General features: G+C 67.6%; 19 protein-coding genes and 2 tRNA genes. 14 read left to right on the top strand and 7 right to left on the bottom strand.

What is annotated here, in order from left to right; genetic code table 11:
- Nucleotides 1–36: 36 nt before the first annotated feature.
- The 9 genes from recF (at nt 37) to VMT65_RS33720 (ending at nt 11,671) form a co-directional block, all read left to right on the top strand.
- A complete protein-coding gene (gene recF / locus VMT65_RS33760; RefSeq protein WP_326312729.1) occupies nt 37–1,263 on the top strand; it encodes a DNA replication/repair protein RecF in 1,227 nt (408 codons plus the stop codon).
- A 126-nt stretch (nt 1,264–1,389) separates the two neighbouring features.
- Nucleotides 1,390–1,950 (top strand): DUF721 family protein, encoded by a 561-nt coding sequence (locus VMT65_RS33755; RefSeq protein ID WP_326312969.1) that lies wholly within the window; start codon nt 1,390–1,392, stop codon nt 1,948–1,950.
- 412 nt (nt 1,951–2,362) lie between these two features.
- Nucleotides 2,363–4,405, top strand: coding sequence for a DNA topoisomerase (ATP-hydrolyzing) subunit B (gene gyrB, locus VMT65_RS33750; protein ID WP_326312728.1), 2,043 nt, complete (start codon nt 2,363–2,365; stop codon nt 4,403–4,405).
- Between the two features lie 77 nt (nt 4,406–4,482).
- Complete coding sequence (gyrA, locus tag VMT65_RS33745) at nt 4,483–6,996, top strand: DNA gyrase subunit A (protein ID WP_326312727.1); 2,514 nt, start codon at nt 4,483–4,485, stop codon at nt 6,994–6,996.
- A 90-nt stretch (nt 6,997–7,086) separates the two neighbouring features.
- A complete protein-coding gene (locus VMT65_RS33740; protein ID WP_326312726.1) occupies nt 7,087–8,001 on the top strand; it encodes a DUF3566 domain-containing protein in 915 nt (304 codons plus the stop codon).
- 138 nt (nt 8,002–8,139) lie between these two features.
- Nucleotides 8,140–8,213: transfer RNA gene (locus VMT65_RS33735), tRNA-Ile, on the top strand.
- 30 nt (nt 8,214–8,243) lie between these two features.
- Nucleotides 8,244–8,316, top strand: a tRNA-Ala gene (locus VMT65_RS33730).
- Between the two features lie 69 nt (nt 8,317–8,385).
- On the top strand, nt 8,386–8,493 hold the full coding sequence (locus tag VMT65_RS33725) for a DLW-39 family protein (RefSeq protein ID WP_326312725.1): 108 nt from the start codon (nt 8,386–8,388) through the stop codon (nt 8,491–8,493).
- A gap of 34 nt (nt 8,494–8,527) precedes the next feature.
- Complete coding sequence (locus VMT65_RS33720; protein WP_326312724.1) at nt 8,528–11,671, top strand: ATP-binding protein; 3,144 nt, start codon at nt 8,528–8,530, stop codon at nt 11,669–11,671.
- Here the strand turns inward: VMT65_RS33720 and VMT65_RS33715 are convergent.
- Both VMT65_RS33715 and VMT65_RS33710 read right to left on the bottom strand, forming a co-directional pair.
- Nucleotides 11,649–12,443 carry an ABC transporter permease gene (locus VMT65_RS33715; RefSeq protein ID WP_326312723.1) on the bottom strand — a complete coding sequence of 265 codons (795 nt, stop codon included), beginning with the start codon at nt 12,441–12,443 and terminating at the stop codon, nt 11,649–11,651. The genes VMT65_RS33720 and VMT65_RS33715 overlap by 23 nt on opposite strands.
- Nucleotides 12,440–13,390, bottom strand: coding sequence for an ATP-binding cassette domain-containing protein (locus VMT65_RS33710; protein ID WP_326312722.1), 951 nt, complete (start codon nt 13,388–13,390; stop codon nt 12,440–12,442). The genes VMT65_RS33715 and VMT65_RS33710 overlap by 4 nt, the downstream gene beginning before the upstream one ends.
- Nucleotides 13,391–13,574: 184 nt before the next feature.
- Between VMT65_RS33710 and VMT65_RS33705 the strand changes: the two genes are divergently transcribed.
- From VMT65_RS33705 to VMT65_RS33695, 3 genes are all read left to right on the top strand, one after another.
- The gene (locus tag VMT65_RS33705) at nt 13,575–14,600 is read left to right on the top strand and encodes an adenylate/guanylate cyclase domain-containing protein (protein ID WP_326312721.1); all 1,026 of its coding nucleotides are present in this window, start codon (nt 13,575–13,577) and stop codon (nt 14,598–14,600) included.
- Nucleotides 14,601–15,047: 447 nt separating this feature from the next.
- The gene (locus VMT65_RS33700; protein WP_326312720.1) at nt 15,048–16,055 is read left to right on the top strand and encodes an ATP-binding cassette domain-containing protein; all 1,008 of its coding nucleotides are present in this window, start codon (nt 15,048–15,050) and stop codon (nt 16,053–16,055) included.
- Between the two features lie 47 nt (nt 16,056–16,102).
- Complete coding sequence (locus VMT65_RS33695; RefSeq protein WP_326312968.1) at nt 16,103–16,891, top strand: ABC transporter permease; 789 nt, start codon at nt 16,103–16,105, stop codon at nt 16,889–16,891.
- Between the two features lie 10 nt (nt 16,892–16,901).
- Here the strand turns inward: VMT65_RS33695 and VMT65_RS33690 are convergent, their stop codons facing one another.
- From VMT65_RS33690 to VMT65_RS33680, 3 genes are all read right to left on the bottom strand, one after another.
- On the bottom strand, nt 16,902–17,084 hold the full coding sequence (locus VMT65_RS33690; RefSeq protein ID WP_326312719.1) for a hypothetical protein: 183 nt from the start codon (nt 17,082–17,084) through the stop codon (nt 16,902–16,904).
- An 83-nt stretch (nt 17,085–17,167) separates the two neighbouring features.
- A complete protein-coding gene (gene glmS / locus VMT65_RS33685) occupies nt 17,168–19,006 on the bottom strand; it encodes a glutamine--fructose-6-phosphate transaminase (isomerizing) (protein ID WP_326312718.1) in 1,839 nt (612 codons plus the stop codon).
- Between the two features lie 15 nt (nt 19,007–19,021).
- Complete coding sequence (locus VMT65_RS33680) at nt 19,022–19,291, bottom strand: hypothetical protein (RefSeq protein ID WP_326312717.1); 270 nt, start codon at nt 19,289–19,291, stop codon at nt 19,022–19,024.
- 141 nt (nt 19,292–19,432) lie between these two features.
- On the opposite strand from VMT65_RS33680, the gene VMT65_RS33675 reads away from it, so the two are divergent.
- Both VMT65_RS33675 and VMT65_RS33670 read left to right on the top strand, forming a co-directional pair.
- The gene (locus VMT65_RS33675) at nt 19,433–19,960 is read left to right on the top strand and encodes a peptidylprolyl isomerase (RefSeq protein ID WP_326312716.1); all 528 of its coding nucleotides are present in this window, start codon (nt 19,433–19,435) and stop codon (nt 19,958–19,960) included.
- Nucleotides 19,961–19,988: 28 nt separating this feature from the next.
- Nucleotides 19,989–20,879 carry a rhomboid family intramembrane serine protease gene (locus VMT65_RS33670; protein WP_326312715.1) on the top strand — a complete coding sequence of 297 codons (891 nt, stop codon included), beginning with the start codon at nt 19,989–19,991 and terminating at the stop codon, nt 20,877–20,879.
- On the opposite strand, the gene VMT65_RS33665 is transcribed toward VMT65_RS33670, so the two are convergent.
- Nucleotides 20,876–21,319 carry a PH domain-containing protein gene (locus VMT65_RS33665; RefSeq protein ID WP_326312714.1) on the bottom strand — a complete coding sequence of 148 codons (444 nt, stop codon included), beginning with the start codon at nt 21,317–21,319 and terminating at the stop codon, nt 20,876–20,878. The two genes, VMT65_RS33670 and VMT65_RS33665, sit on opposite strands and share 4 nt — an antisense overlap.
- 87 nt (nt 21,320–21,406) lie before the next feature.
- Nucleotides 21,407–21,673: a cell division protein CrgA gene (gene crgA / locus VMT65_RS33660; protein WP_326312713.1), complete on the bottom strand. Its 267-nt coding sequence runs from the start codon at nt 21,671–21,673 to the stop codon at nt 21,407–21,409.
- Nucleotides 21,674–21,704 lie beyond the last annotated feature (31 nt).

Raw genomic sequence — 21,704 nt, 5'->3', positions numbered from 1 at the left:
GTGTTGACAAACCTGTGAAAAACATGGACTGACCGGATGCACGTGCGTGCGCTGTCGCTGCGCGATTTCCGCTCCTGGGCGGCCGCCGAACTCGAACTCTCGGCCGGTAGAACGGTTTTCCTGGGATCCAACGGGAATGGCAAGACCAATCTGATCGAGGCCATCGGCTATCTGTCCACACTCGGCTCACACCGGGTATCGACAGACGCGCCCCTGATCCGGATCGGCGAGCCGAAGGCCCGGATCGGGGCGACGGTCGTCAATACCGGCCGCGAGCTCCGGGTGGACATGGAGCTGAACCAGGGCACGGCCAATCGCGCCCAGATCAATCGCTCCCCGGTGCGGCGACCGCGGGAGATCCTGGGGATCCTGCAGACCGTCCTGTTCGCCCCGGAGGATCTCTCGCTGGTCCGGGGCGATCCGGGGGAGCGGCGGCGCTTCCTGGACGAGCTGGCGACCGCTCGGCTGCCGCGGCTGGCCGGGGTGCGCGCGGATTACGACAAGGTGCTGCGGCAGCGCTCGGCCCTGTTGAAAACCGCTGGGCGCAATGCCCGTTCGGGCAATCGGGGCGCGGAGATGAGCACCCTCGACGTATGGGACGGCCATCTCGCGGCGCACGGCGCGGTCTTGCTGGCGCAGCGGCTGCGACTGGTGCACGAGCTTTATCCACATCTTGCACAGGCTTATTCAGGTATCGCTCCCGAATCCCGGCCCGCCGCAATCGCTTACCGAAGTGCGAGTTTGCCGCCGGAGCTGCTGGATCCGGCCCGTTCTCCACAGCCTGAGGACGAATCGGAGCTCGAGGCAATCCTGTTGCGGGAGTTGGCCGCCGCCCGCTCCAAGGAGCTCGAGCGCGGGGTGTGCCTGGTCGGTCCGCATCGCGACGATCTGGAGTTGATGCTGGGTTCGGCGCCCGCGAAGGGTTTCGCGAGTCACGGCGAATCCTGGTCGTACGCGCTGGCTTTGCGGCTGGGCGCGTTCGAACTACTGCGTTCGGCCGGAACCGATCCGGTGCTGATCCTCGATGACGTGTTCGCCGAATTGGATCGCCGCCGCCGCACCGCGCTGGCCGCCGTCGCGGCGGGAGCCGAACAGGTGTTGATCACCGCCGCGGTGGCCGAGGACGTGCCCGCCGAATTGGAAGCGGTGCCGCTGCGGGTGGAGACCACCGGCGAGGCCGATCGGCGCGCGTCGCGGATTGTCGAAGAGGGAGTCGACATTGCCGAAGGCGGAGTTGACCCTGCCGAGTCGGCTTCGCTGTGAGCGTCGGACCGATGCGGCAGAATCACGTGACGAACCGAGATCACGTGACGAACCGATGCTGAGGTTCGGGATTCCCCAGTGTGGAAGGAGTTGTGGATGGTCGAGCAGCCCGAAGCCGACGACCGCATGAGCTCCGAACAGAATTCCGGGACACCGGGACCCGAACCCGAATTGCGCGGCGTCGATCTGGCCCGGCGAGCCCTCGAGGAGGCGCGCGCCGCGGCCCGGGCCGCCGGGAAATCGGTCGGTCAGGGCCGGGCCTCCCCGCGCCAGGGCGGTGTTCGCGCCCTGCGTCGCCGCCGCACCGGATGGTCGGGCGCGCACCCGGATGACCGTGATCCCCAGACCCTGTCGGCCTTGGCCATGCAGTTGGCCAAGGGTCGCGGCTGGTCCACCAAGGTCGCCGAGGGCACGGTCTTCGGTCGCTGGGCCAGCGTGGTGGGGGAGGACATCGCCTCGCACGCCCAGCCCATCTCGCTGGAGAACGGCATTCTGAGCATTCAGGCGGAGTCGACGGCCTGGGCCACCCAGTTGCGCATGTTCCAGTCGCAGATTCTGGCCAAGATCGCGGCTGCGGTCGGCAATGGCGTGGTGAAGCAGCTCAAGATCAATGGCCCGACCGCACCGAGTTGGCGACACGGCGATCGCCACGTCAAAGGCCGAGGCCCGCGCGATACCTACGGGTAGATCTTGTTTCACGTGGAACGTTTTCGACGGCCCGGGGAGATCGTCGCGAACCCGCGCGCAAACGGTCTCCGCGGTGTCGGCCGAGGTGTCGGGTGCCGCCCGCGCATCGCCGTCTGAGGCTTCCGGAACCGCCCGCACCCATAACCGGTCATATCGCGGGTCGATTTCATGACCCTACGGCCCACACAGGGGTGTCATAGGTGGGTTCTCTGTCGGTCGTACCAGTAGGATGGGGGAGTAACTAGCGGCGATACCTCCCGGCGCGTTCCGCAGCGCCCGCGCGTGAGCCCCCGTAATTCTCGAGCAGACACAGTCTGATGCTCGAGCAGACAGTGTCTGACGGCCTCACGCGTGCCACCGCACGGCGTCGGGAGGATCAGCAAGTAAGGAGAGCTACCGACCAGTGGCTGCCATGGACTCCAACGCAGACGGCTCGACCCAGCCCAAGTCAGGCAAGCAAACGACGTACGGTGCCGACTCCATCACCGTCCTCGAGGGTCTCGAGGCGGTGCGCAAGCGCCCCGGTATGTACATCGGTTCCACCGGTGAGCGCGGTTTGCACCATTTGATCTGGGAGGTCGTCGACAACTCGGTCGACGAGGCGATGGCCGGATACGCCTCTCGGGTCGATGTCACCCTGCTGGGCGACGGCGGCGTCGAGGTCGTCGACGACGGCCGCGGTATCCCCGTCGGCATGCACGCGCAGGGTGTACCCACCATCGAGGTGGTCATGACCCAGCTGCACGCGGGCGGCAAGTTCGACGGTGAGTCGTACGCCGTTTCCGGCGGTCTGCACGGCGTCGGCATCTCGGTGGTGAACGCGCTGTCCACCCGGCTCGAGGCCGAGGTGGACACCGACGGCTACCACTGGGCCCAGGAGTACAAGGACTCCAAGCCCGGCAAGCTGGTTCAGGGTGACCCGACCAAGCGCACCGGCACCACCATCCGGTTCTGGCCGGATCCGGAGATCTTCGAGACCACCACCTTCAGTTTCGAGACGGTGGCGCGCCGCCTGCAGGAGATGGCGTTCCTGAACAAGGGCCTGACCATCACGCTGACCGATCAGCGGGTGGCCGAGAACGACATCACCGACGAGGTGGTCAGCGAAACCGCCGAGGCCCCCAAGCATCTCGACGAGAACGCCCCGGTCGCCGAGCCGAAGGTGAAGACCCGCACCTATCACTACCCGGGCGGGCTCGAGGACTACGTCAAGCACATCAACCGGACCAAGACGCCGATCCACAACTCGATCGTGTCGTTCACCGGCAAGGGCACCGGCCACGAGGTCGAGGTCGCCATGCAGTGGAACTCGGGCTACTCCGAGTCGGTCCACACCTTCGCCAACACCATCAACACCCACGAGGGCGGCACCCACGAGGAGGGCTTCCGCGCGGCGCTCACCACCGTGGTGAACAAGTACGCGAAGGACAAGAAGCTCCTCAAGGAGAAGGACGGCAACCTCACCGGTGACGACATTCGCGAGGGCCTGGCCGCCATCGTGAGCGTCAAGATCGCCGACCCGCAGTTCGAGGGCCAGACCAAGACCAAGCTCGGCAATACCGAGGTGAAGTCGTTCGTCCAGCGCACCTGCAACGAGCACATCTCGCACTGGTTCGAGGCCAATCCGGCCGATGCGAAGACCATTGTGCAGAAGGCGGTTTCGTCCGCCCAGGCGCGTGTCGCGGCCCGCAAGGCGCGAGAGTTGGTGCGGCGCAAGTCCGCCACCGATCTGGGTGGTCTGCCGGGCAAGCTGGCCGACTGCCGCTCCAAGGATCCGGCCAAGTCCGAGATCTACATCGTGGAGGGTGACTCCGCCGGTGGTTCGGCCAAGTCCGGCCGCGACTCCATGTACCAGGCGATCCTGCCGCTGCGCGGCAAGATCATCAATGTGGAGAAGGCGCGCATCGACCGCGTGCTGAAGAATACCGAAGTCCAGTCCATCATCACGGCCTTCGGCACCGGCATCCACGACGAGTTCGATATCGCCAAGCTGCGCTATCACAAGATCGTGCTGATGGCCGACGCCGACGTGGACGGCCAGCACATCTCGACGCTGCTGCTCACCCTGCTGTTCCGCTTCATGCGTCCGCTGGTCGAGCACGGTCACGTGTTCCTGGCCATGCCGCCGCTGTACAAGCTGAAGTGGCAGCGGTCCGAGCCGGAGTTCGCCTACTCCGACAAGGAGCGCGACGGGCTGCTCGAGCGCGGCCTGGCGGCGGGCAAGAAGATCAACAAGGACGACGGCATCCAGCGCTACAAGGGTCTCGGTGAGATGAACCCCAAGGAGCTGTGGGAGACCACCATGGATCCGAGCGTGCGCGTGCTGCGTCTGGTGACGCTCGATGACGCGGCCGCCGCGGACGAGCTGTTCTCGATCCTGATGGGTGAGGACGTCGAGGCTCGACGCAGCTTCATCACCCGCAACGCCAAGGACGTTCGGTTCCTCGACGTGTAATTCGCGCTGGCAGCGGCCCTTTGGGTCGCTGCATGCGCGCCGCGAGGACCATCCACAACTTCTGACGGAGACAATTCATGACTGAGACTTCGCTTCCGCCTTCGGGTGGCGACCGCATCGAGCCGGTCGACATTCAGCAGGAGATGCAGAACTCCTACATCGACTACGCCATGAGCGTGATCGTGGGCCGCGCGCTGCCCGAGGTGCGCGACGGTCTGAAGCCGGTGCACCGGCGAATTCTGTACGCGATGTACGACAACGGGTATCGGCCCGACCGCGGCTATGTGAAGTCCGCGCGCCCGGTCGCCGACACCATGGGCAACTACCACCCGCACGGTGACACCGCCATCTACGACACCCTGGTGCGCCTGGCGCAGCCGTGGGCGATGCGCTACCCGCTGGTCGACGGCCAGGGCAACTTCGGTTCCCGCGGCAACGACGGCGCGGCCGCCATGCGTTACACCGAGTGCCGCCTGACGCCGCTGGCGATGGAGATGCTGCGCGAAATCGACCACGAGACGGTCGATTTCATCCCGAACTACGACGGCAAGACCCAGGAACCGGTCGTGCTGCCGAGCCGCGTGCCCGCGCTGCTCATGAACGGCTCCAACGGTATTGCCGTCGGTATGGCGACGAATATCCCGCCGCACAACCTGACCGAGCTGGCCGAGGCCATCTACTGGGCGCTGGACAATCACGAGGCCGACGAGGAAGCCACCCTCGCGGCGTGCATGGAGCGGGTGAAGGGTCCGGACTTCCCGACCTCGGGCCTGATCGTGGGCACCCAGGGCATCCACGACGCGTACACCACCGGGCGCGGTTCGGTCCGCATGCGCGGTGTGGTGGAGATCGAGGAGGACAACCGGGGTCGCACCACGATCGTCATCACCGAGCTGCCGTACCAGGTCAACACCGACAACTTCATCAACGCGATCGCCGAGCAGGTGAAGGACGGCAAGATCGCGGGCATCTCCGATATCCACGATGAGTCCTCCGACCGGGTGGGCCTGCGCATCGTGGTGACCGTGAAGCGCGACGCCATCGCCAAGGTGGTGCTGAACAACCTCTACAAGCACACCCAGCTGCAGACCAGCTTCGGCTGCAACATGCTGTCGATCGTGGACGGGGTGCCGCGCACGCTGCGCCTGGACCAGATGATCCGGCTGTATGTGAATCACCAGTTGGAAGTCATCGTTCGGCGCACCCGCTACCTGCTGCGCAAGGCCGAGGAGCGGGCTCACATCCTGCGCGGTTTGGTGAAGGCGCTCGATCAGCTGGACGCCGTGATCGCGTTGATCCGCCGCTCGGCCGACACCGAGACCGCTCGCACCGGCCTGATGCAGTTGCTGGAGATCGACGAGATCCAGGCGACCGCCATCCTCGACATGCAGCTGCGCCGCCTGTCGGCGTTGGAGCGGCAGAAGATCCTCGACGAGTTGGCCAAGATCGAGGCCGAGATCGCGGATTTGAACGACATCCTGGCCAAGCCGGAGCGGCAGCGCGCCATCGTGCGTGACGAATTGGCCGAGATCGTCGACAAGTACGGCGACGACCGCCGCACCAAGATCATCGCGGCCGACGGCGACGTGCAGGACGAGGATCTGATCGCCCGCGAGGACGTGGTCGTGACGATCACCGAGACCGGCTACGCCAAGCGCACCAAGACCGACCTCTACCGTTCGCAGAAGCGCGGCGGCAAGGGCGTGCAGGGCGCGGGTCTCAAGCAGGACGACATCGTCAAGCACTTCTTCATCACCTCCACCCACGACTGGCTGCTGTTCTTCACCAACAAGGGCCGGGTGTACCGGGCCAAGGCGTACGAGCTGCCCGAGGCCAACCGCACCGCGCGCGGCCAGCACGTGGCCAACCTGCTGGCCTTCCAGCCGGACGAGAAGATCGCCCAGGTCATTCAGATCAAGTCCTACGAGGACGCGCCCTACCTGGTGCTGGCCACCCGCAAGGGTCTGGTGAAGAAGTCCAAGCTGACCGACTTCGACTCCAACCGGACCGGCGGCATCGTGGCGGTCAATCTGCGCGATGAGGACGAATTGGTCGGCGCGGCACTGTGTTCCGCGGACGACGATCTGCTGCTCGTCTCGGCGCACGGCCAGTCCATCCGCTTCTCCGCCAATGACGAGGTGCTGCGCCCGATGGGCCGCGCCACCTCCGGCGTGCAGGGCATGCGCTTCAATGCCGACGATGAACTGTTGTCGCTCAACGTGGTTCGCGACGAGGAGGGCATCTATCTGCTTGTCGCGACCGCCGGTGGGTACTCCAAGCGTACGGCGATCGACGAGTACACCGCGCAGGGGCGTGGCGGCAAGGGTGTGCTGACGATTCAGTACGACGAGAAGCGTGGCAGTCTTGTCGGGGCGCTCATTGTCAATGACGATGATGAGCTGTACGCGATCACCTCCGGCGGCGGTGTCATTCGCACGCTGGCACACCAGGTTCGCAAGGCCGGGCGTCAAACCAAGGGCGTGCGGTTGATGAACCTGGGCGAGGGCGATACTTTGCTCGCGATCGCTCGGAACGCGGATGAGCCCGACCAGGTTGCCGAAGACGACACCAGCGGTTCGGCGAAGCAGTAGTTTCACCACAGCAGCGGCGGCACACACGGATCGAAGGATTCACCATTGACCACGAATCAGCCGAATGACCAGCGCGGTCATGCCAATGGCGTGACCGAGAGAATCGCCCCGTCTCCGATTCCGCCGCGGCCCATTCCGCGTCCGGGCGCGCCCGAGGGCGGTGCTCCGCAATCACCCGAATTGTCGGATCAATCCGGCGATTTCGGGCCGGAAGGTAACAATTCGGCAGAAGCGTCCGCGGATTCCGCGGACGCGCAGGGCGGTTCGCCCTTCCAGGAAGGTTGGTCGCAGCTGCCGCAGCGCGAGCCGCAGTCCAACCTGTACCGGCCGGGCCAGGCCCCGACCCCGGGCAGCACCGGCAGCCTCAAGGGTGGCGGCGGCCTGCAGGGCGGCGGCCTGAATGCCGGTGTCTCCAATGCCCGCACGACCGCCGACCTGGCGGCCAAGGCGGCGCGCAAGGAGGCGGCCATGGTGAAGTCCGTCGGCATCGACGGACCGACCCGCAGCATCGCCCGCCCCGAATTGGTCAAGGATCTGCCCGATCTGTCCGAGCTGCGGCACCCGCTGCCGCCGCCGGAGCCGATCGCACCGGCCGGTCCGGTCTCGCCGTCCGCCCCCGCGGCGGTGGCGCAGGCCGCGGCCACCGGTGAGCCGCTGCGCGCCACCGTGCAGCTGCGCCACATCGATCCGTGGTCCACGCTGAAGGTCTCGCTGGTGATCAGCGTGGCCATGTTCTTCGTGTGGATGCTGGCCGTCGGCCTGCTGTACCTGGTGCTCGAGGGCATGGGTGTGTGGGAGCGGCTGAACTCCACCTTCACCGACATGGTCTCCGACAGCTCGTCCTCGGCGCTCATCGACGCGGGCACGGTCTTCGGCTACGCCGGTGTCATCGGCCTCATCAATGTGGTGTTGCTGACCGCGCTGTCCACCGTGGGCGTGTTCGTCTACAACCAGTGCACCGATCTGGTCGGCGGCATCCAGGTCACCCTGGCCGACCCCGACTAGAAACCGCTCTTCGATCCGCCGTCACGGCCGGTCGTGGCCTGCCCCCGCGCAGGCCGCTGACCGGCCGTTTTGGTTATCGGCGCTTGCGTACGGTAATCTTCTGCCTCGTTCGAGTGACACACTTCGAACACCCACTAAGGGCCTATAGCTCAGGCGGTTAGAGCGCTTCGCTGATAACGAAGAGGTCGGAGGTTCAAGTCCTCCTAGGCCCACTTACAGGTAAAGATCGAACTGCCTTCCCAGGGGCCTTAGCTCAATTGGCAGAGCACTGCCTTTGCAAGGCAGGGGTTAGGGGTTCGATTCCCCTAGGCTCCACTGACGACAAGCCGCAGACCGAATCCGGTCTGCGGCTTTTGTGTTTGTTGTTCCAGTACTGTGGGATTCATGAAATTCGTTCTCACGATCGTCGTGATCGCCGCCGTGGTTTTCGGAATCAGCAAGCTCCGCCAGCGCACCGACGCCGATCTCTGGCACGAGGTCACCACGCGCTGAAAAATGCTGTACCGCCGCCCATTACGGTGATTCGGTGAGTATCCAGCTGACCCTGCTGTCGAATGTGACCTTGCGGGGTCGGGAAATCAGCGGACCCCGGGTGCGCGCCCTGCTGGCGGCGCTGGCCACGGATCTGCGCGGCGGTTGCAGCGTGGCGGGACTGATCGACGGGGTATGGGCCGACGCCCTGCCCGACAATCCGGGTAAGGCCCTGCAGGTGCTGGTCTCGCGGACGCGGGCGCAGCTGGGGGCGGACCTCATCGTGAATACGGCGACCGGCTACCGGCTCGCCCTCGAACCAGACCAGGTGGATGCGGCCGCCCTGGAAATCCGGGCGGCCGCGGCCACCCGGCATGCTCGCGCGGGCGATCCGGAGGCCGCGCTGACCCAGGCCGAGTCCGGACTGGCCCTGTGGGACGGTGTGGTCGGCGAACTGCGCGCCACCGGCGATCCGCTGGCCGAGCTGCGGGTGGCGCGACTGCCCGCGCACCGTGCCCTGTCCACGATCCGCGCGTTGAGCCTGGCCCGATCCGGCCGCTACGCGGAGGCGCTCGCACCCCTCACCGAGGTCATGGCCCGCGAGCCGCGCAACGAGGAAGTCCTGGCCGAGCTGCTGCGGGCCGAGGCGGACACGTCGGGACCGGCCGCCGCTCTCGCGCGCTACGACCGCTATCGCCGCCTGTTGCGTGACGAGCTGGGGACCGATCCCGGCGAAGCGCTGCAGTCGCTGCACCGTCAGCTGTTGCGCACGGGGGAACCCCTGGTGCGCCAGGGGATTCGCCACGAGCCGAACCCGCTGGTCGGACGCGAGCGTGAGGTCGCCGCGGTGAGTGCCCTGTTACGCGGACATCGGGTGGTGTCCATCGTGGGGCCCGGCGGGCTCGGCAAGACCCGCCTGGCGCACACCGTGGGTGCGGCGGCCGAACAGCGGTCGGTGTATCTGGTCGAACTCGCGTCCGTGACCTCGGACGCGGCCGTCGCGGCGGAGGTGGCCGGTGCCCTCGGCGCGGGCGAACTGGTGCCCGGCGGTGGCACGGCCACCATGGTCGCCGGGATCGCCCGCAAGTTGGATGCCGGTTCACTGCTGATCCTGGACAACTGCGAACAGGTGCTCGCCGGTGCGGCCGAACTGGTCAGCGCCCTGGTGTCCCTGACGCGGGACCTGCGGGTGCTGGTCACCAGCCGGGCACCGCTCGGCCTGAGTTCGGAAGCGGTGCATCAGCTTCCGGCCCTGGGCGCGGACGCGGCGGCGGAACTCTTCGCCCAGCGGGCCCGCGCGGTGCGCCCCGACGTGGAACTGCCCGCCGAGCCGGTGGCGAAACTGTGCGCGGCGCTGGACGGGCTGCCGCTGGCGGTGGAATTGGCCGCGGCGCGGGTCCGGGTGATGTCGGTGGCGGAGATGTCGCAGCGCCTGGTCGACCGGTTCACCCTGCTGCGCGGTGGTTCCCGGGACGCGCCGACCCGGCACCGGACGCTGGCCGCGGTGGTGGAATGGAGCTGGAATCTGCTCGACGAGCCGGGTCGGGCGGCCATGCGCCGGCTGTCGATCTTTCCCGCCGGATTCACCGCCGAGGCCGGAAACCGGCTGCTGGACGGTGATCTCGTGGACACGCTGGACACGCTCACCTATCTGGCCGATCAGTCGCTAATCCAGGTGAGCGGGACCGCCACGGACACGCGGTTCCGAATGCTGGAAACCGTACGGGAATTCGCCGCCGCCCGTCGCAGCGAGGCGGGTGAAGATAAGCGGGCGCTGCGCGAATTCGTGGCCTGGGCCCGGGATTTCGGGCTGGCGCGGACTTCACGCGCCTTCGGTGACCTGGCCGAGACCAGCGTCGTCCGGGCCGAGCAGGACAATCTGGCGCACGCGCTGGCCCACGCCCTGGATCGGGCGGACGGTCCCGCGGTGGCCGCGATCTGGGCGGTGCTGGGATCGCACTGGTTCGTGGGCGCCCACTACGCGCGGGTGGCGGAGTCGGTCCGCGCCTGTTCGTGGTCGCTCTCGCATATCCGGCCCGAACCCGAACTCGTGGAGGCGATTCGGACCGCCGCCGTGGTCGGTGCGGTACACCAGGCCGCCCAGGGCGGACTCGATATGCGCGCGATGGCCGTGCTGCGCCGCCTTCCGGCCGCACCCGCCGATACGCCGGCGCGTGCGCTGGCGTCGGTGCTGCTCGCCGGGCCGGAACTGCTCGGCCCCGATCCGGAGCCATTGAATCGCTTGTGCGACAACGACGCTCCGTTGCTCGCGGCGCTCGGACAACTGCTGGTCAGTGTGCGGGCCGAGCAGCTCGGGGATCGGGAGACCGCCCTCGCGGCGACCGAGCGCATGCTGGCCGTGCTCGACCGCGCGCCGGGCGACTGGCTCGAGTTCCAGGCCCGGTGCCGCATCGGCCATCTGGCCCTGCTCTCCGAGCGGGCGGAACAGGCGCATCGGGAGGTGAACGCCGCCCTCGACCAGGTGGCCGAGCTGGGTCCGCGCCCGGATCGCGGTGATCTGCTGGTCGCCTGCGCGATGGCCGCACTGCAACTCGGCGATCCGGACGCCGCGCAGGCATGGCTGGCGCAGGTGCCCGATCACACCGATGTCTTCGCCTACCCGTACGCACAGGTGGCGCAGGCCGAGTTGCGTTTGGCGCGGGGCGAGATCGAGGACGGGCTGTGGCGCTGGCGGGAGAACGCGAAGCTGGTGTCCGGCACCGACAATCCGTTCTTTCGGCCGGATCCGCGCGGCGTGCAGGTGTGGTCCTTGGAGATTCGCGCGGCGGCGGTCCTGGCGCACGCCCAGCACGATCGCCTGGATCTGGTGGCGTCCTCGACGAGCGAGCTGGCCGGTGACGCGATCGCATTGCTGGAGCGGCCGTCGGAGCAGCCGAGCGGGCATCTGGCCGAGCTGACCGCGGTCGGCGCGGTGCTGCTCGCGCTGGCCGCGGTGGATCTGGCCGAGGGACAAACGGTTACGGGTGCCCGGCTGACCGCCCTGGCACAGCGATTCGACGCGCCGCACCAGATTCACCCGACCATGTCCGGGCAGCGGGCCCGCACCGCCGCCGAAAACGCCGACGGGGCGGCGTATCTCGAGGCTCGCTCGAGCTACGCCGCCCTGGATGTGGCGGGATTGCGGGCCGCCGCGCTGGCGGTGCTGCGGGATCGGATTACCGTCCCGGTTCGCGGTTGAGCAGGGCGGTCGCGCCCCAGAACGCGGCGGCCGCGATGCCAACGCACCAGGCCACGGCGATCCACGCCTGGTGGCCGACCGGCGTGCCCAGCAGCAGTCCGCGCAGCGTCTCCATAACCGGGCTGAAGGGTTGGTTACGGGCGATCCAGGCCAGCCAGGCCGGCATGGAGTCGGTGGGAACGAAGCCGCTGCCGAAGAAGGGCAGGATCATCAGCAGCATGGGCAGATTCGAGGCGGTCTCGACATTGTCGCTGACCAGACCCATGAGCACGGCGATCCAGGTGATCGCCAGGGTCAGCAGCGCCAGCATGCCCGCCGCGCCGACCCAGCCGAGCACTCCGGCGTGCGGCCGGAAGCCCACGAGTCCCGCGACGCCGAGAACCACGGCCACGCACAGGAAGGTCTGGACCATGCTGCCGACCACATGCCCGGCCAGCAGCGCGGGCCGGAAGATGGACATGGTGCGGAACCGGGCCACGATGCCCTGGGTCATGTCGGTGCAGACCGCGACCGCCGTCGCCGTCGCGGCGCCCGCCACCGCCAGCAGCAGGATGGCGGGGGTCACGTAGTTCACGTATTCGCCACGCCCGCCGGAATTTCCGAGCCCGGCGCCCAGTGTGCCGCCGAAGACGTACACGAACAGCAGCAGGAAGATGATCGGCCCGAGCAGCAGCGGGATGGTCATCGACGGGTAGCGCACGATGTGTTTCAGGCTGCGGCGGACCAGCATCGAGGAGTCGGTGAGGGCGTTCTTGACAGTGGTGGTGCTCATCGCGCGGACTCCTTGGACTTTCCGGTGAGGGCGAGGAAGACGTCATCGAGATCGGGTGTGTGAATGGACAATTCGGCCGCCCGCAGGCCGGTGGCGGACAGGCGGTCGAGCAGGGTGTGCAGGGAGTCGACACCGCCGTCGCTGGGCACCTGCAGGGTGAGTTCGTCGTCGTCGCGGGTGGTCGCGCCGAGCAGCCGGGCGGCGGCATCGAGGGTGCGCGGGTCGGTGAAGCGCAGGTTCACATGCCCGCCCGGGACGAGCCGCTTGAGCTCCTCGGGGGTGCCCTCGGCCACCACCTTGCCGCCGTCGATCAGCGCGATCCGATCGGCGAGCTGATCGGCCTCCTCCAGATACTGCGTGGTGAGGAAGACGGTGGTGCCGCCCGCGACCAGTTCCCGCACCAGCCGCCAGACCGAGCGACGGCTGCGCGGGTCCAGTCCCGTGGTCGGCTCGTCCAGGAACAGGATGCTCGGATCGCCCATCAGCCCCATGGCGATATCGAGTCGCCGCCGCATGCCCCCGGAGTAAGTGGCGGCGGGCTTGCGCGCGGCGTCCACCAGGTCGAATTGCTCGATCAGATGCGCGGTCCGGCGCTTGCGCTCCTTGCGGCCGAGGTGGTGCAGCGTCGCCATCATGGCGAGGTTCTCCTCCCCGGTGAGCAGATTGTCGACCGCCGCGAACTGACCGGTGAGGCCGATGGCGGCCCGCACCCCGTCGGGTGCGGTGCGCACGTCGTGCCCGGCCACCCGGAGTTCGCCGTCGTCCGCGCCGATCAGGGTGGTCAGGATCTGGACGGTGGTGGTCTTGCCGGCGCCATTGGGTCCCAGCAGCGAGAAGATGGTCCCGGCTTCGACTTTCAGGTCGATGCCGTCGAGGACCCGGTGTTCGCCGTAGGACTTGCGGAGCCCGGTCGCCGTGATCGCCGGTGGGCGGTGAGCGGTGGTCATTGCTGTCTCCCTCGGTTTCGCGGCCGTGGCGGCCGCTGTTGGGAGAAGAGTGCGGGGCCGCGGATTCACGGCGGTATCACCGCGGTTTCACGGGGTCGTGATGGGCGAAACCGGCGCGAACTTTGCGACTGTGACACGGAACATGCGGAGGTTTACGGCCTGATCAAGGCCGTATCGTCGAGGCATGGCGTCCACTGAGATCTCCGAGCTGGTGCAGTCCGTAGTGGAGCCGTATCTGCTGCGCGGGTCGCGCAAATACGACCGGACGCAGGTCTCGGAGCTGACGGGACTGCCCAATTCCATTACCCGGCGGCTGTGGGTGTCGCTGGGCTTTCCGGCCGATCCGGACGACAACGCGGTGGAGTACACCGAATCCGATATCGAGGCCGCCCGCACGTTCGCCAAGCTGCACGTGCTCGCCGGTGCCGATATTCATCGACAGACCACCGCGGCCCGCACGCTGGGCCGGTCCATGGCGCGGCTGGCGGAGTGGCAGGTCGATCTGGTGACCGAGGAGATCCTGGACCGGATCGCGACGCTGGCCAAGGAGCAGCCGGAGCTGGATCCCAAAGAGGCCGCGCGCATCGCCACCGACGAGGTGGTCACCGAGTTCGAGACGTTGCAGCGGTACGCTTTCCGGCGGCATCTGGACGCCGCCCTGGCGCGTTCCCTGGATGGGGGAGCGGTCGCGGGGGACACGCTGCGCGTGCTGGCCGTCGGTTTCGCCGACATGGTCGGTTACACCCGCCTGACCCGCCACCTCGAGCCCGACGAGCTGTCGGCGCTGCTGGAGGCCTTCGAGACGGCCACCAGCAATGCGATCGTGGCGCACGGCGGCTGGGTGATCAAGAATGTCGGCGACGAGGTCATGTTCGCGGCCAATTCCGCCGCCGAGGGCGCGCGCATCGCGCTCGCGGTGCAGGAGGCCGCCATCGCCTCGCACGGCGTGACCCAGGAATTGCGGGTCGGTTTGGCGTATGGCGAAGTCCTGCAACGTTTCGGCGACCTCTACGGCTCGGTGGTGAATACCGCGGCGCGACTCACCGGTGTGGCGCGGCCGGGCACGGTGTTGGTGGACGACGGTGCGGCCGAAGCGATCGAGGACGATCCGGAATTCACGCTGCGGCATCTGGCGACGGTGCGGGTCAAGGGCATCAATCGACTGCACGGGCATGTGCTGCGTCGCAATGTGATTCGGCCGCTGGTCTGAGACTGTTCGCCGTTGGGGAGAACCTGCCCCGGGAATAGGGGCGGGCCTCGGCGAAGGGGGGGAGTTAGCCGAGGCCCGCGTAAGGTCGGCCCGGGGGGGAGGGGCCGACGGGAACGATCCTACGCGACGAATTGGGATTGTGTGGCTATCGGGGCATCGCGTTCCAAGATTTTTTCGCGGAAAAAGTGTCGTACCCGAGTGGGAACATCCGACTGTGACCGAATTGCGTCCTTCGCCGAATTCGATTCGAGTAGCGCACTACTCGCGATCGGGGCCGGTGGCCGGGCGGATCATCGAATCGGTCGCATCCCACACCGGCAACCCCGAGCATCGCCGGACCCCCAGTGGGATGCGGCCACTTCCGCGTCCGGCCATACTGACCGAGAGCGTTTGGTCTTGTTCGACCGTATTCGTGCAGTTCAGAACCAGCGCACAGTCAGGAGAGTCATGCCCGACGCCATAGTCGCCGAGGGTCTGGTCAAGAGGTACGGCCACCTGGTCGCCCTCGACGGCCTGGACCTGTCGGTTCCCGAAGGCACCGTGACCGCTCTGCTCGGCCCCAATGGCGCGGGCAAGACCACCACGGTGCGCGTGCTCACCACCCTGCTCATTCCGGACTCGGGCCACGCCACCGTGGCCGGGGTGGATGTGCTGAAGGATCCGCAGCTGCTGCGGTCGCGCATCGGCACCTCCGGGCAGTACGCCGCCGTCGACGAATACCTCACCGGTTTCGAGAATCTGGAGATGGTCGGGCGGCTGTACCACATGGGCGTGCAGCGCAGTAAGGAGCGAGCCCGGGAGCTGCTGGAGCGTTTCCGGCTCGCCGACGCCGCGGACCGGCCGGTCAAAGGCTACTCCGGCGGTATGCGCCGCCGCCTCGACCTGGCGGGCGCGCTGGTCGCGAATCCGCCGGTGCTGTTTCTGGACGAACCCACCACTGGCCTGGATCCGCGTGCGCGCCTGGATCTTTGGGACGTCATCGAGGAACTGGTGGCGGGCGGCACCACGCTGCTGCTGACCACCCAGTACCTGGAGGAGGCCGACCGGCTGGCCGATTCCATCGCCGTCATCGACCATGGTCGGGTCATCGCGGAGGGCACCTCCGACGAGCTCAAGGCCATGGTCGGCGGTGACCGCATCGAGCTGGTGGTCGATCACGTGGACAATCTGGCGATCGCGCGGCAGGCGCTGGAAGGCTTGGCGCACGGGGAGATTCGGCTCGAGCCGGGTTTGCGTCGGATCATCGTGCCGGTCGAGGACGGCTCGCAGGCCCTGGTGGACGCCATCGGTCAGCTCACCGAGCACGAGGTGAAGATCCACGATGTGGGTCTGCGGCGGCCCTCGCTCGACGATGTGTTCCTGTCGTTGACCGGGCACGAGGCCGAGGAACTGATCAACGGTGATCGCGAGCGCGGTCGCGAGGCCGACGAGAAGGTCGGGGGAGGCGCGCGATGACCGCCTTCGCCGTCGCCGAGAAGCCTTCGCTCGCACAGCGTCTGGCCATGGTGGTGACCGACAGCGTGACCGTCACCAAGCGCAATGTGATCAAGATTCGCCGGGTGCCGGACGTGCTCATCTTCTCGACGCTCTCGCCGATCATGTTCGTGCTGCTGTTCGCCTACGTCTTCGGCTCGGCGATCAAGCTGCAGGGCACCTCGTATCGCGAATTCCTGATCGCGGGCATCTTCGCCCAGACCGTGGTGTTCGGCGCGACCTTCACCGGTTCGAGTCTGGCCGAGGACATGCAGAAGGGCATCATCGACCGTTTCCGGTCGCTGCCCATGGCCCCGTCGGCGGTGCTCATCGGGCGCACGGTCGCCGATGTGGTGATCAATGTGGTGAGCCTGGTGGTCATGTCGCTGACCGGTCTGCTGGTGGGCTGGCGCATTCGCGGCTCGTTCCTGGACGCGGTGCTGGCCTACGTGCTGTTGCTGCTGTTCGCATACGCGGTGTCGTGGATGATGGCCGTGGTCGGTTTGCTGGTGCGGGCGCCGGAGGTCTTCAACAACGCCAGCTTCATGGTGATCTTCCCGCTCACCTTCATCGCGAACACCTTTGTGCCGTCGGAGAATCTGCCCACCGTGCTGCGCGCGGTGGCGGACTGGAATCCGGTGTCCGCGGTGACACAGGCGACCCGCGATCTGTTCGGCAATACCAGTCCGCTGGCGCAGACCCCGGACGTGTGGCCCATGCGGCATCCGGTCGTGACCACCCTCATCTGGGTGGTCGTGATCCTGGCGATCTTCGTGCCGCTGGCATTGCGGCAGTACAAAAAGTCAGTGAGCCGCTGACCGGGGCCGGTCAATGAGCCGCTGACAGGTCCGGTGTCGGTGCCGAGCCGTTGCGCGAGTAGCCCAGGCGCGGCGGCTCCGGCGCCGGCGCGGGCGGCTGCGGGCGCTTGCTCACGAAGAACGCGATGACGCCGCCCGCAATCGCGATCAGGGCGGCCACGATGACCTTGTTACGAACGCTCCCCAGCTCCATCCGACCATGCTGGCACAGCAAAGGAATTCGTGCACAGATGGGGGTAAGGGGGTGTGGGGGCCCAGCCTCCACACCCCTCGGCCTCACTCGACCGTGACGCTCTTGGCAAGGTTGCGCGGCTTGTCCACGTCCCGCCCCAACGCCATGGCGGTGTGGTAGGCCAGCAGCTGCAGCGGAATCGTCAGAATGATCGGGTCCAGTTCCGCGCACACCCGCGGCACCCGAATCACCGCGTCCGCCAACCCATCCGGCAGTTCGGCATTGGTGACCGCGATGACCGGTCCGCCGCGCGCCTTGATCTGCTCGATGGTGGTGATGTTCTTGGCCAGCAGCTCGTCGTCGGGCACCAGCACGATGCTCGGCATCTCCGGGTCGATGAGCGCCAGCGGCCCGTGCTTGAGCTCGGAGCCCTGATACGCCTCGGCGTGAATGTAGGAGATCTCCTTGAGCTTCTGCGCGCCCTCTCGCGCCACCGGCCAGGCGCGCACCCGGCCGATGAAGAACATGCTGCGCGCCTTGGCATATCGGGTGGCGATATCGGCGATGTACTTGTCGTCGGCGAGCACCGCGTCGATGGCGTCGGGCAGCGCGCGCAGCCCGGACACGATGCGCTCGCCCCCGGCCGCCGACAGATCGCGCACCCGGCCCAGCAGCAGCGCCAGCATGGCGAAGGAGACCGACATATTGGTGAGCGCCTTGGTGGAGGCCACCGACACCTCCGGGCCCGCGTGCAGGAACACCCCCGCACCGCATTCGCGGGCGATGGCGCTGCCGACCACGTTCACCGCGCCGATCACCCGGCCGCCCTTGCGCTGCAATTCCTGAACGGCCGCAAGGGTATCCAGCGTCTCACCGGACTGGCTGATGGCGATGTAGAGCGCGTCGGGATCCACCACCGGATTGCGGTAGCGGAATTCCGAGGCGGGTTCGGCGGTGGCCGGAATCCGGGCCAGCTCCTCGACCAGCTGCGCGCCGAGCTGGCCCGCGTAATAAGCCGAGCCGCAGCCCAGGAACACCACCTTGCTGATGCCGCGCAGTTCGCGCGCGTCCATATTGAGCCCGCCCAGCACGGCGGTGGCGAAGCGTTCGTCGAGGCGACCGCGCAGGGCCCGGCGCACGGCGTCGGGCTGCTCGGCCATTTCCTTGCGCATGAAGTCCGGGTACCCGCCCAACGCGTAGTCCTCGGCCGCCATATCGATGGTGGTCGGGATCTTGTCGGTGCGGCGCGCCTCGAGACCCAGTGTGCTGGTGCGGAATTCGCCCGCGCGCACGGTGGCCAGCTCGCCGTCGTCGAGGAACACCACGCGCTGGGTGTGGTGCACCAGGGCGGCCACGTCGGAGGCCACGAACATCTCGCCGTCGCCGACGCCGAGCACGATGGGGGAGCCGTTGCGGGCCACCACCAGTTCGTCGGGGCGGCGGGCGTCGAGCACCAGCAGGCCGTAGGTGCCCTCGACCCGGTGCAGGGCGGTGCGGACGGCGTCCTCCAGCGATTCGGCGCCGTCCAGGGCGGCGGCCACCAGGTGCGCGATGGCCTCGGTGTCGGTGTCGGAGACGAATTCCACGCCCTCGGCGGTGAGCGCGGCGCGCAGTTCCTCGGCGTTCTCCACGATTCCGTTGTGCACCACCGCGATCCGGCCGGAGCCGTCCAGGTGCGGGTGCGCGTTGGCGTCGGAGGGTTCGCCGTGGGTGGCCCAGCGGGTGTGGGCGATGCCGACATTGCCCTTCAGCCGCGCGCCCTCGGCGTCGACCCGGTCGCGCAGGTCCTGGACCCGGCCCTGGGTCTTGGTGACGCGCAGGCGGCCCCGGTGCGGCACGGCCAGCCCGGCCGAGTCGTAGCCCCGGTACTCCAGCCGGTGCAGGCCCTCCAACAGAACCGGGACGGACTCACGGTGTCCGATGTACCCGACGATTCCACACATTGCGCGACGGACTCCTCACCCGTAGACGATGCGACGCAGTTGTCGTTCGGTGAAGTCGGGGGCGGCCACCGGGCGCTGCGCGAGCTCGTCGGCCAGGCGCTGCCAGATCTCGGCATTGCGGACCTGGCGGGCCTGGAGTTCGGCATGTCTGCGGCGCACGAACTGCTCGGCGGTCTCGTCGAAGTATCCGGCGACGTCGGCGACCACGCGGGCCGCGACGGCGGGCGGCAGGCCGGTGGAGGCCGCCACATGGCGGACCAGATCGGCCGGAACCCCGTCATTCACCCGACCGAACTTGCCATGCCGCGCCCGGTTCCGCCACTTTTCTGCCCGAATTCGGGCAGGGAATCACAGTGTGAGCCGTTTCTGACTGCTGGGCGTGTGCCGATTCAGGCTGCACACAGGGCCTACGCCTAGCATTGCGGCGTGACCTCACCGAATCAGACCGCCGTGGCCACGCTGCACACCAACCACGGGGACATCAAGATCTCGCTCTTCGGTAACCACGCCCCCAAGACGGTCGCGAACTTCATCGGCCTGGCCGACGGTTCCGCGCCGTACACCACCAAGAACGCGTCCGGGACCGACTCGGGCCCGTTCTACGACGGCGCGGTCTTCCACCGGGTGATCGACGGATTCATGATTCAGGGCGGCGACCCGACCGGCACCGGCCGCGGCGGGCCCGGCTACGAATTCAAGGACGAATTCCACCCGGAGCTGCGCTTCGACCGCGGCTACCTGCTGGCCATGGCCAATGCCGGACCGGGCACCAACGGCTCCCAGTTCTTCATCACCGTCGGTGCGCAGCCGCACCTGAACCGGCGGCACACCATCTTCGGTGAGGTCCTCGATCCGGACTCCCGCAAGGTGGTCGACGCCATCGCCGCGACCGCCACCGACCGCAACGACCGGCCCAAGGACGAGGTCGTGATCAACAGCATCACCATCTCCTGACGCAACGCCGGACTCGAAGAGAACTCACATGCAGCCCCAGCCGCCCGCACCGACCTGCTACCGCCATTCGGACCGGCCCACCGGTCTGGCCTGCACCAGGTGCGGGCGACCGGCCTGCCCGGAGTGCCTGACCGCCGCCGCGGTCGGCCAGCACTGCGTGGAGTGTGTGCGGCAGGGGCGCAATGACATTCGACCGGTGCGCAACGCGGCCGGGACGCAGGTGTCGCGGGTCCCCGTCCCGTACGTCACCTACGCGCTGATCGCTGTCAACGTGATCGTCTTCGCCGTCAGCGCCTTCCAGGCGAAGAGCCTGACGAACAACGACCTCTCGAGCCTGGTCCGGAACTGGGAACTGGTGCCCGTCCAGGTCGGCAATGGCGAATGGTTCCGGGTGATCGGCTCCGGATTCGTGCACTACGGCCCGATTCACCTGTTGGCCAATATGTTCTCGCTCTACATGCTCGGGCCCTACTGCGAGGTGGCATTGGGTCGGGCCCGGTTTCTGGCCGTCTACCTGGTGTCGCTGCTGGGCGGCTCGGCGGCGGTGGTCGCGCTCTACGGTGCGCAGAGCCATTCCGGCGGCGCGTCGGGCGCGATCTTCGGAATCTTCGGCGCGGTGGCCGTGATCATGCTCCGCACCCGGCAGAACCTCACCCAGATCGCCGTCCTGCTGGTGATCAACCTGTTCATCACCTTCGCGGTGCCGGGCATCTCGATCTGGGCGCACCTGGGTGGCCTGCTGGCCGGAACGGCCGCCACCACCGGCATCCTCTACCTCCCGAGGTGGGCGGGGGCGCGAAACACCAAGACGGCCCTGAACATCGGCTGGGCGGCGGTCGCCGCGGTCGGTGCGATCGCGATTCTGGTCACGGTGCTCACCGCGCCCTCGGGGACGGTGCTCCCGTACCTGCCCGTCTAGCGCGACAGGTGAATGCGCAGGACCTCGAGCACATCCTCGGGGTGCGCGCCCAGATCCCAGCGGCCGAAGATGATGAGCTTCTCGTCCCCGTCGTGATCCACATCCATCTCCAGCATGGGCATGCGGCGACCGAGTCGCCGATAGTTCACCACGCGGACGCGGAGGATCTGCTGGGGTGTGTAGCGCTGCGGCCCGGCCAGTCCGCGCACCACGATATGCACAGGGTCACCGGGTTCGACCGAGAGCCGCGGCCGCTGCCGCAGACCCATGCCGGTCAGGAAGAGCAGCCCCAGCGCGGCCAGCCCGATGAGCAGGCGGCCGGGACCGTCGTTCGAGAGAAAGGCGGCCACGGCCAGCGCGATGCCGCCGATGCCGCAGACCGCGAGGGCGGCCGGTGGTGTGGACCAGGCCAAGCGGGAGGAGGGATCGGTTTCGGTCACTGTCCCCACTCCCTCCTCGAGTTGTCCACAAGGTCATCCACAGGTGTGTATGAATAACAATGATGTAAGGCACTCACAGCGGGGAAGTCAGCGCCAGCGCATGGTCATGATCAGGCCGACCACCATCAGGCCGAAACCGATCAGGAAGTTCCACGCGCCCAGGTCGCTCATCCAGCCGATGTGTTCGTTGGCCAGGTAGTAGACCAGCAGCCAGGCCAGCCCCGCCAGCATGAAGCCCAGCATGATGGCCACGTACCAAACCGGCGACGGACCAGCCGACTTCACGCGCACGGGAGTGCGGCTGGACGGGTTGATCGTGTAATCGGTCTTCTTCCGGACCTTTGACTTAGGCATGACGTCCTCGTATTCGGCGTTCTGTCTGCGT

Source organism: Nocardia sp. CDC153 (assembly GCF_035818515.1).
Taxonomy (GTDB): domain Bacteria; phylum Actinomycetota; class Actinomycetes; order Mycobacteriales; family Mycobacteriaceae; genus Nocardia.
The sequence above is the reverse complement of the archived record's forward strand: the minus strand, read 5'-3'. Positions and strand labels throughout refer to the sequence as shown.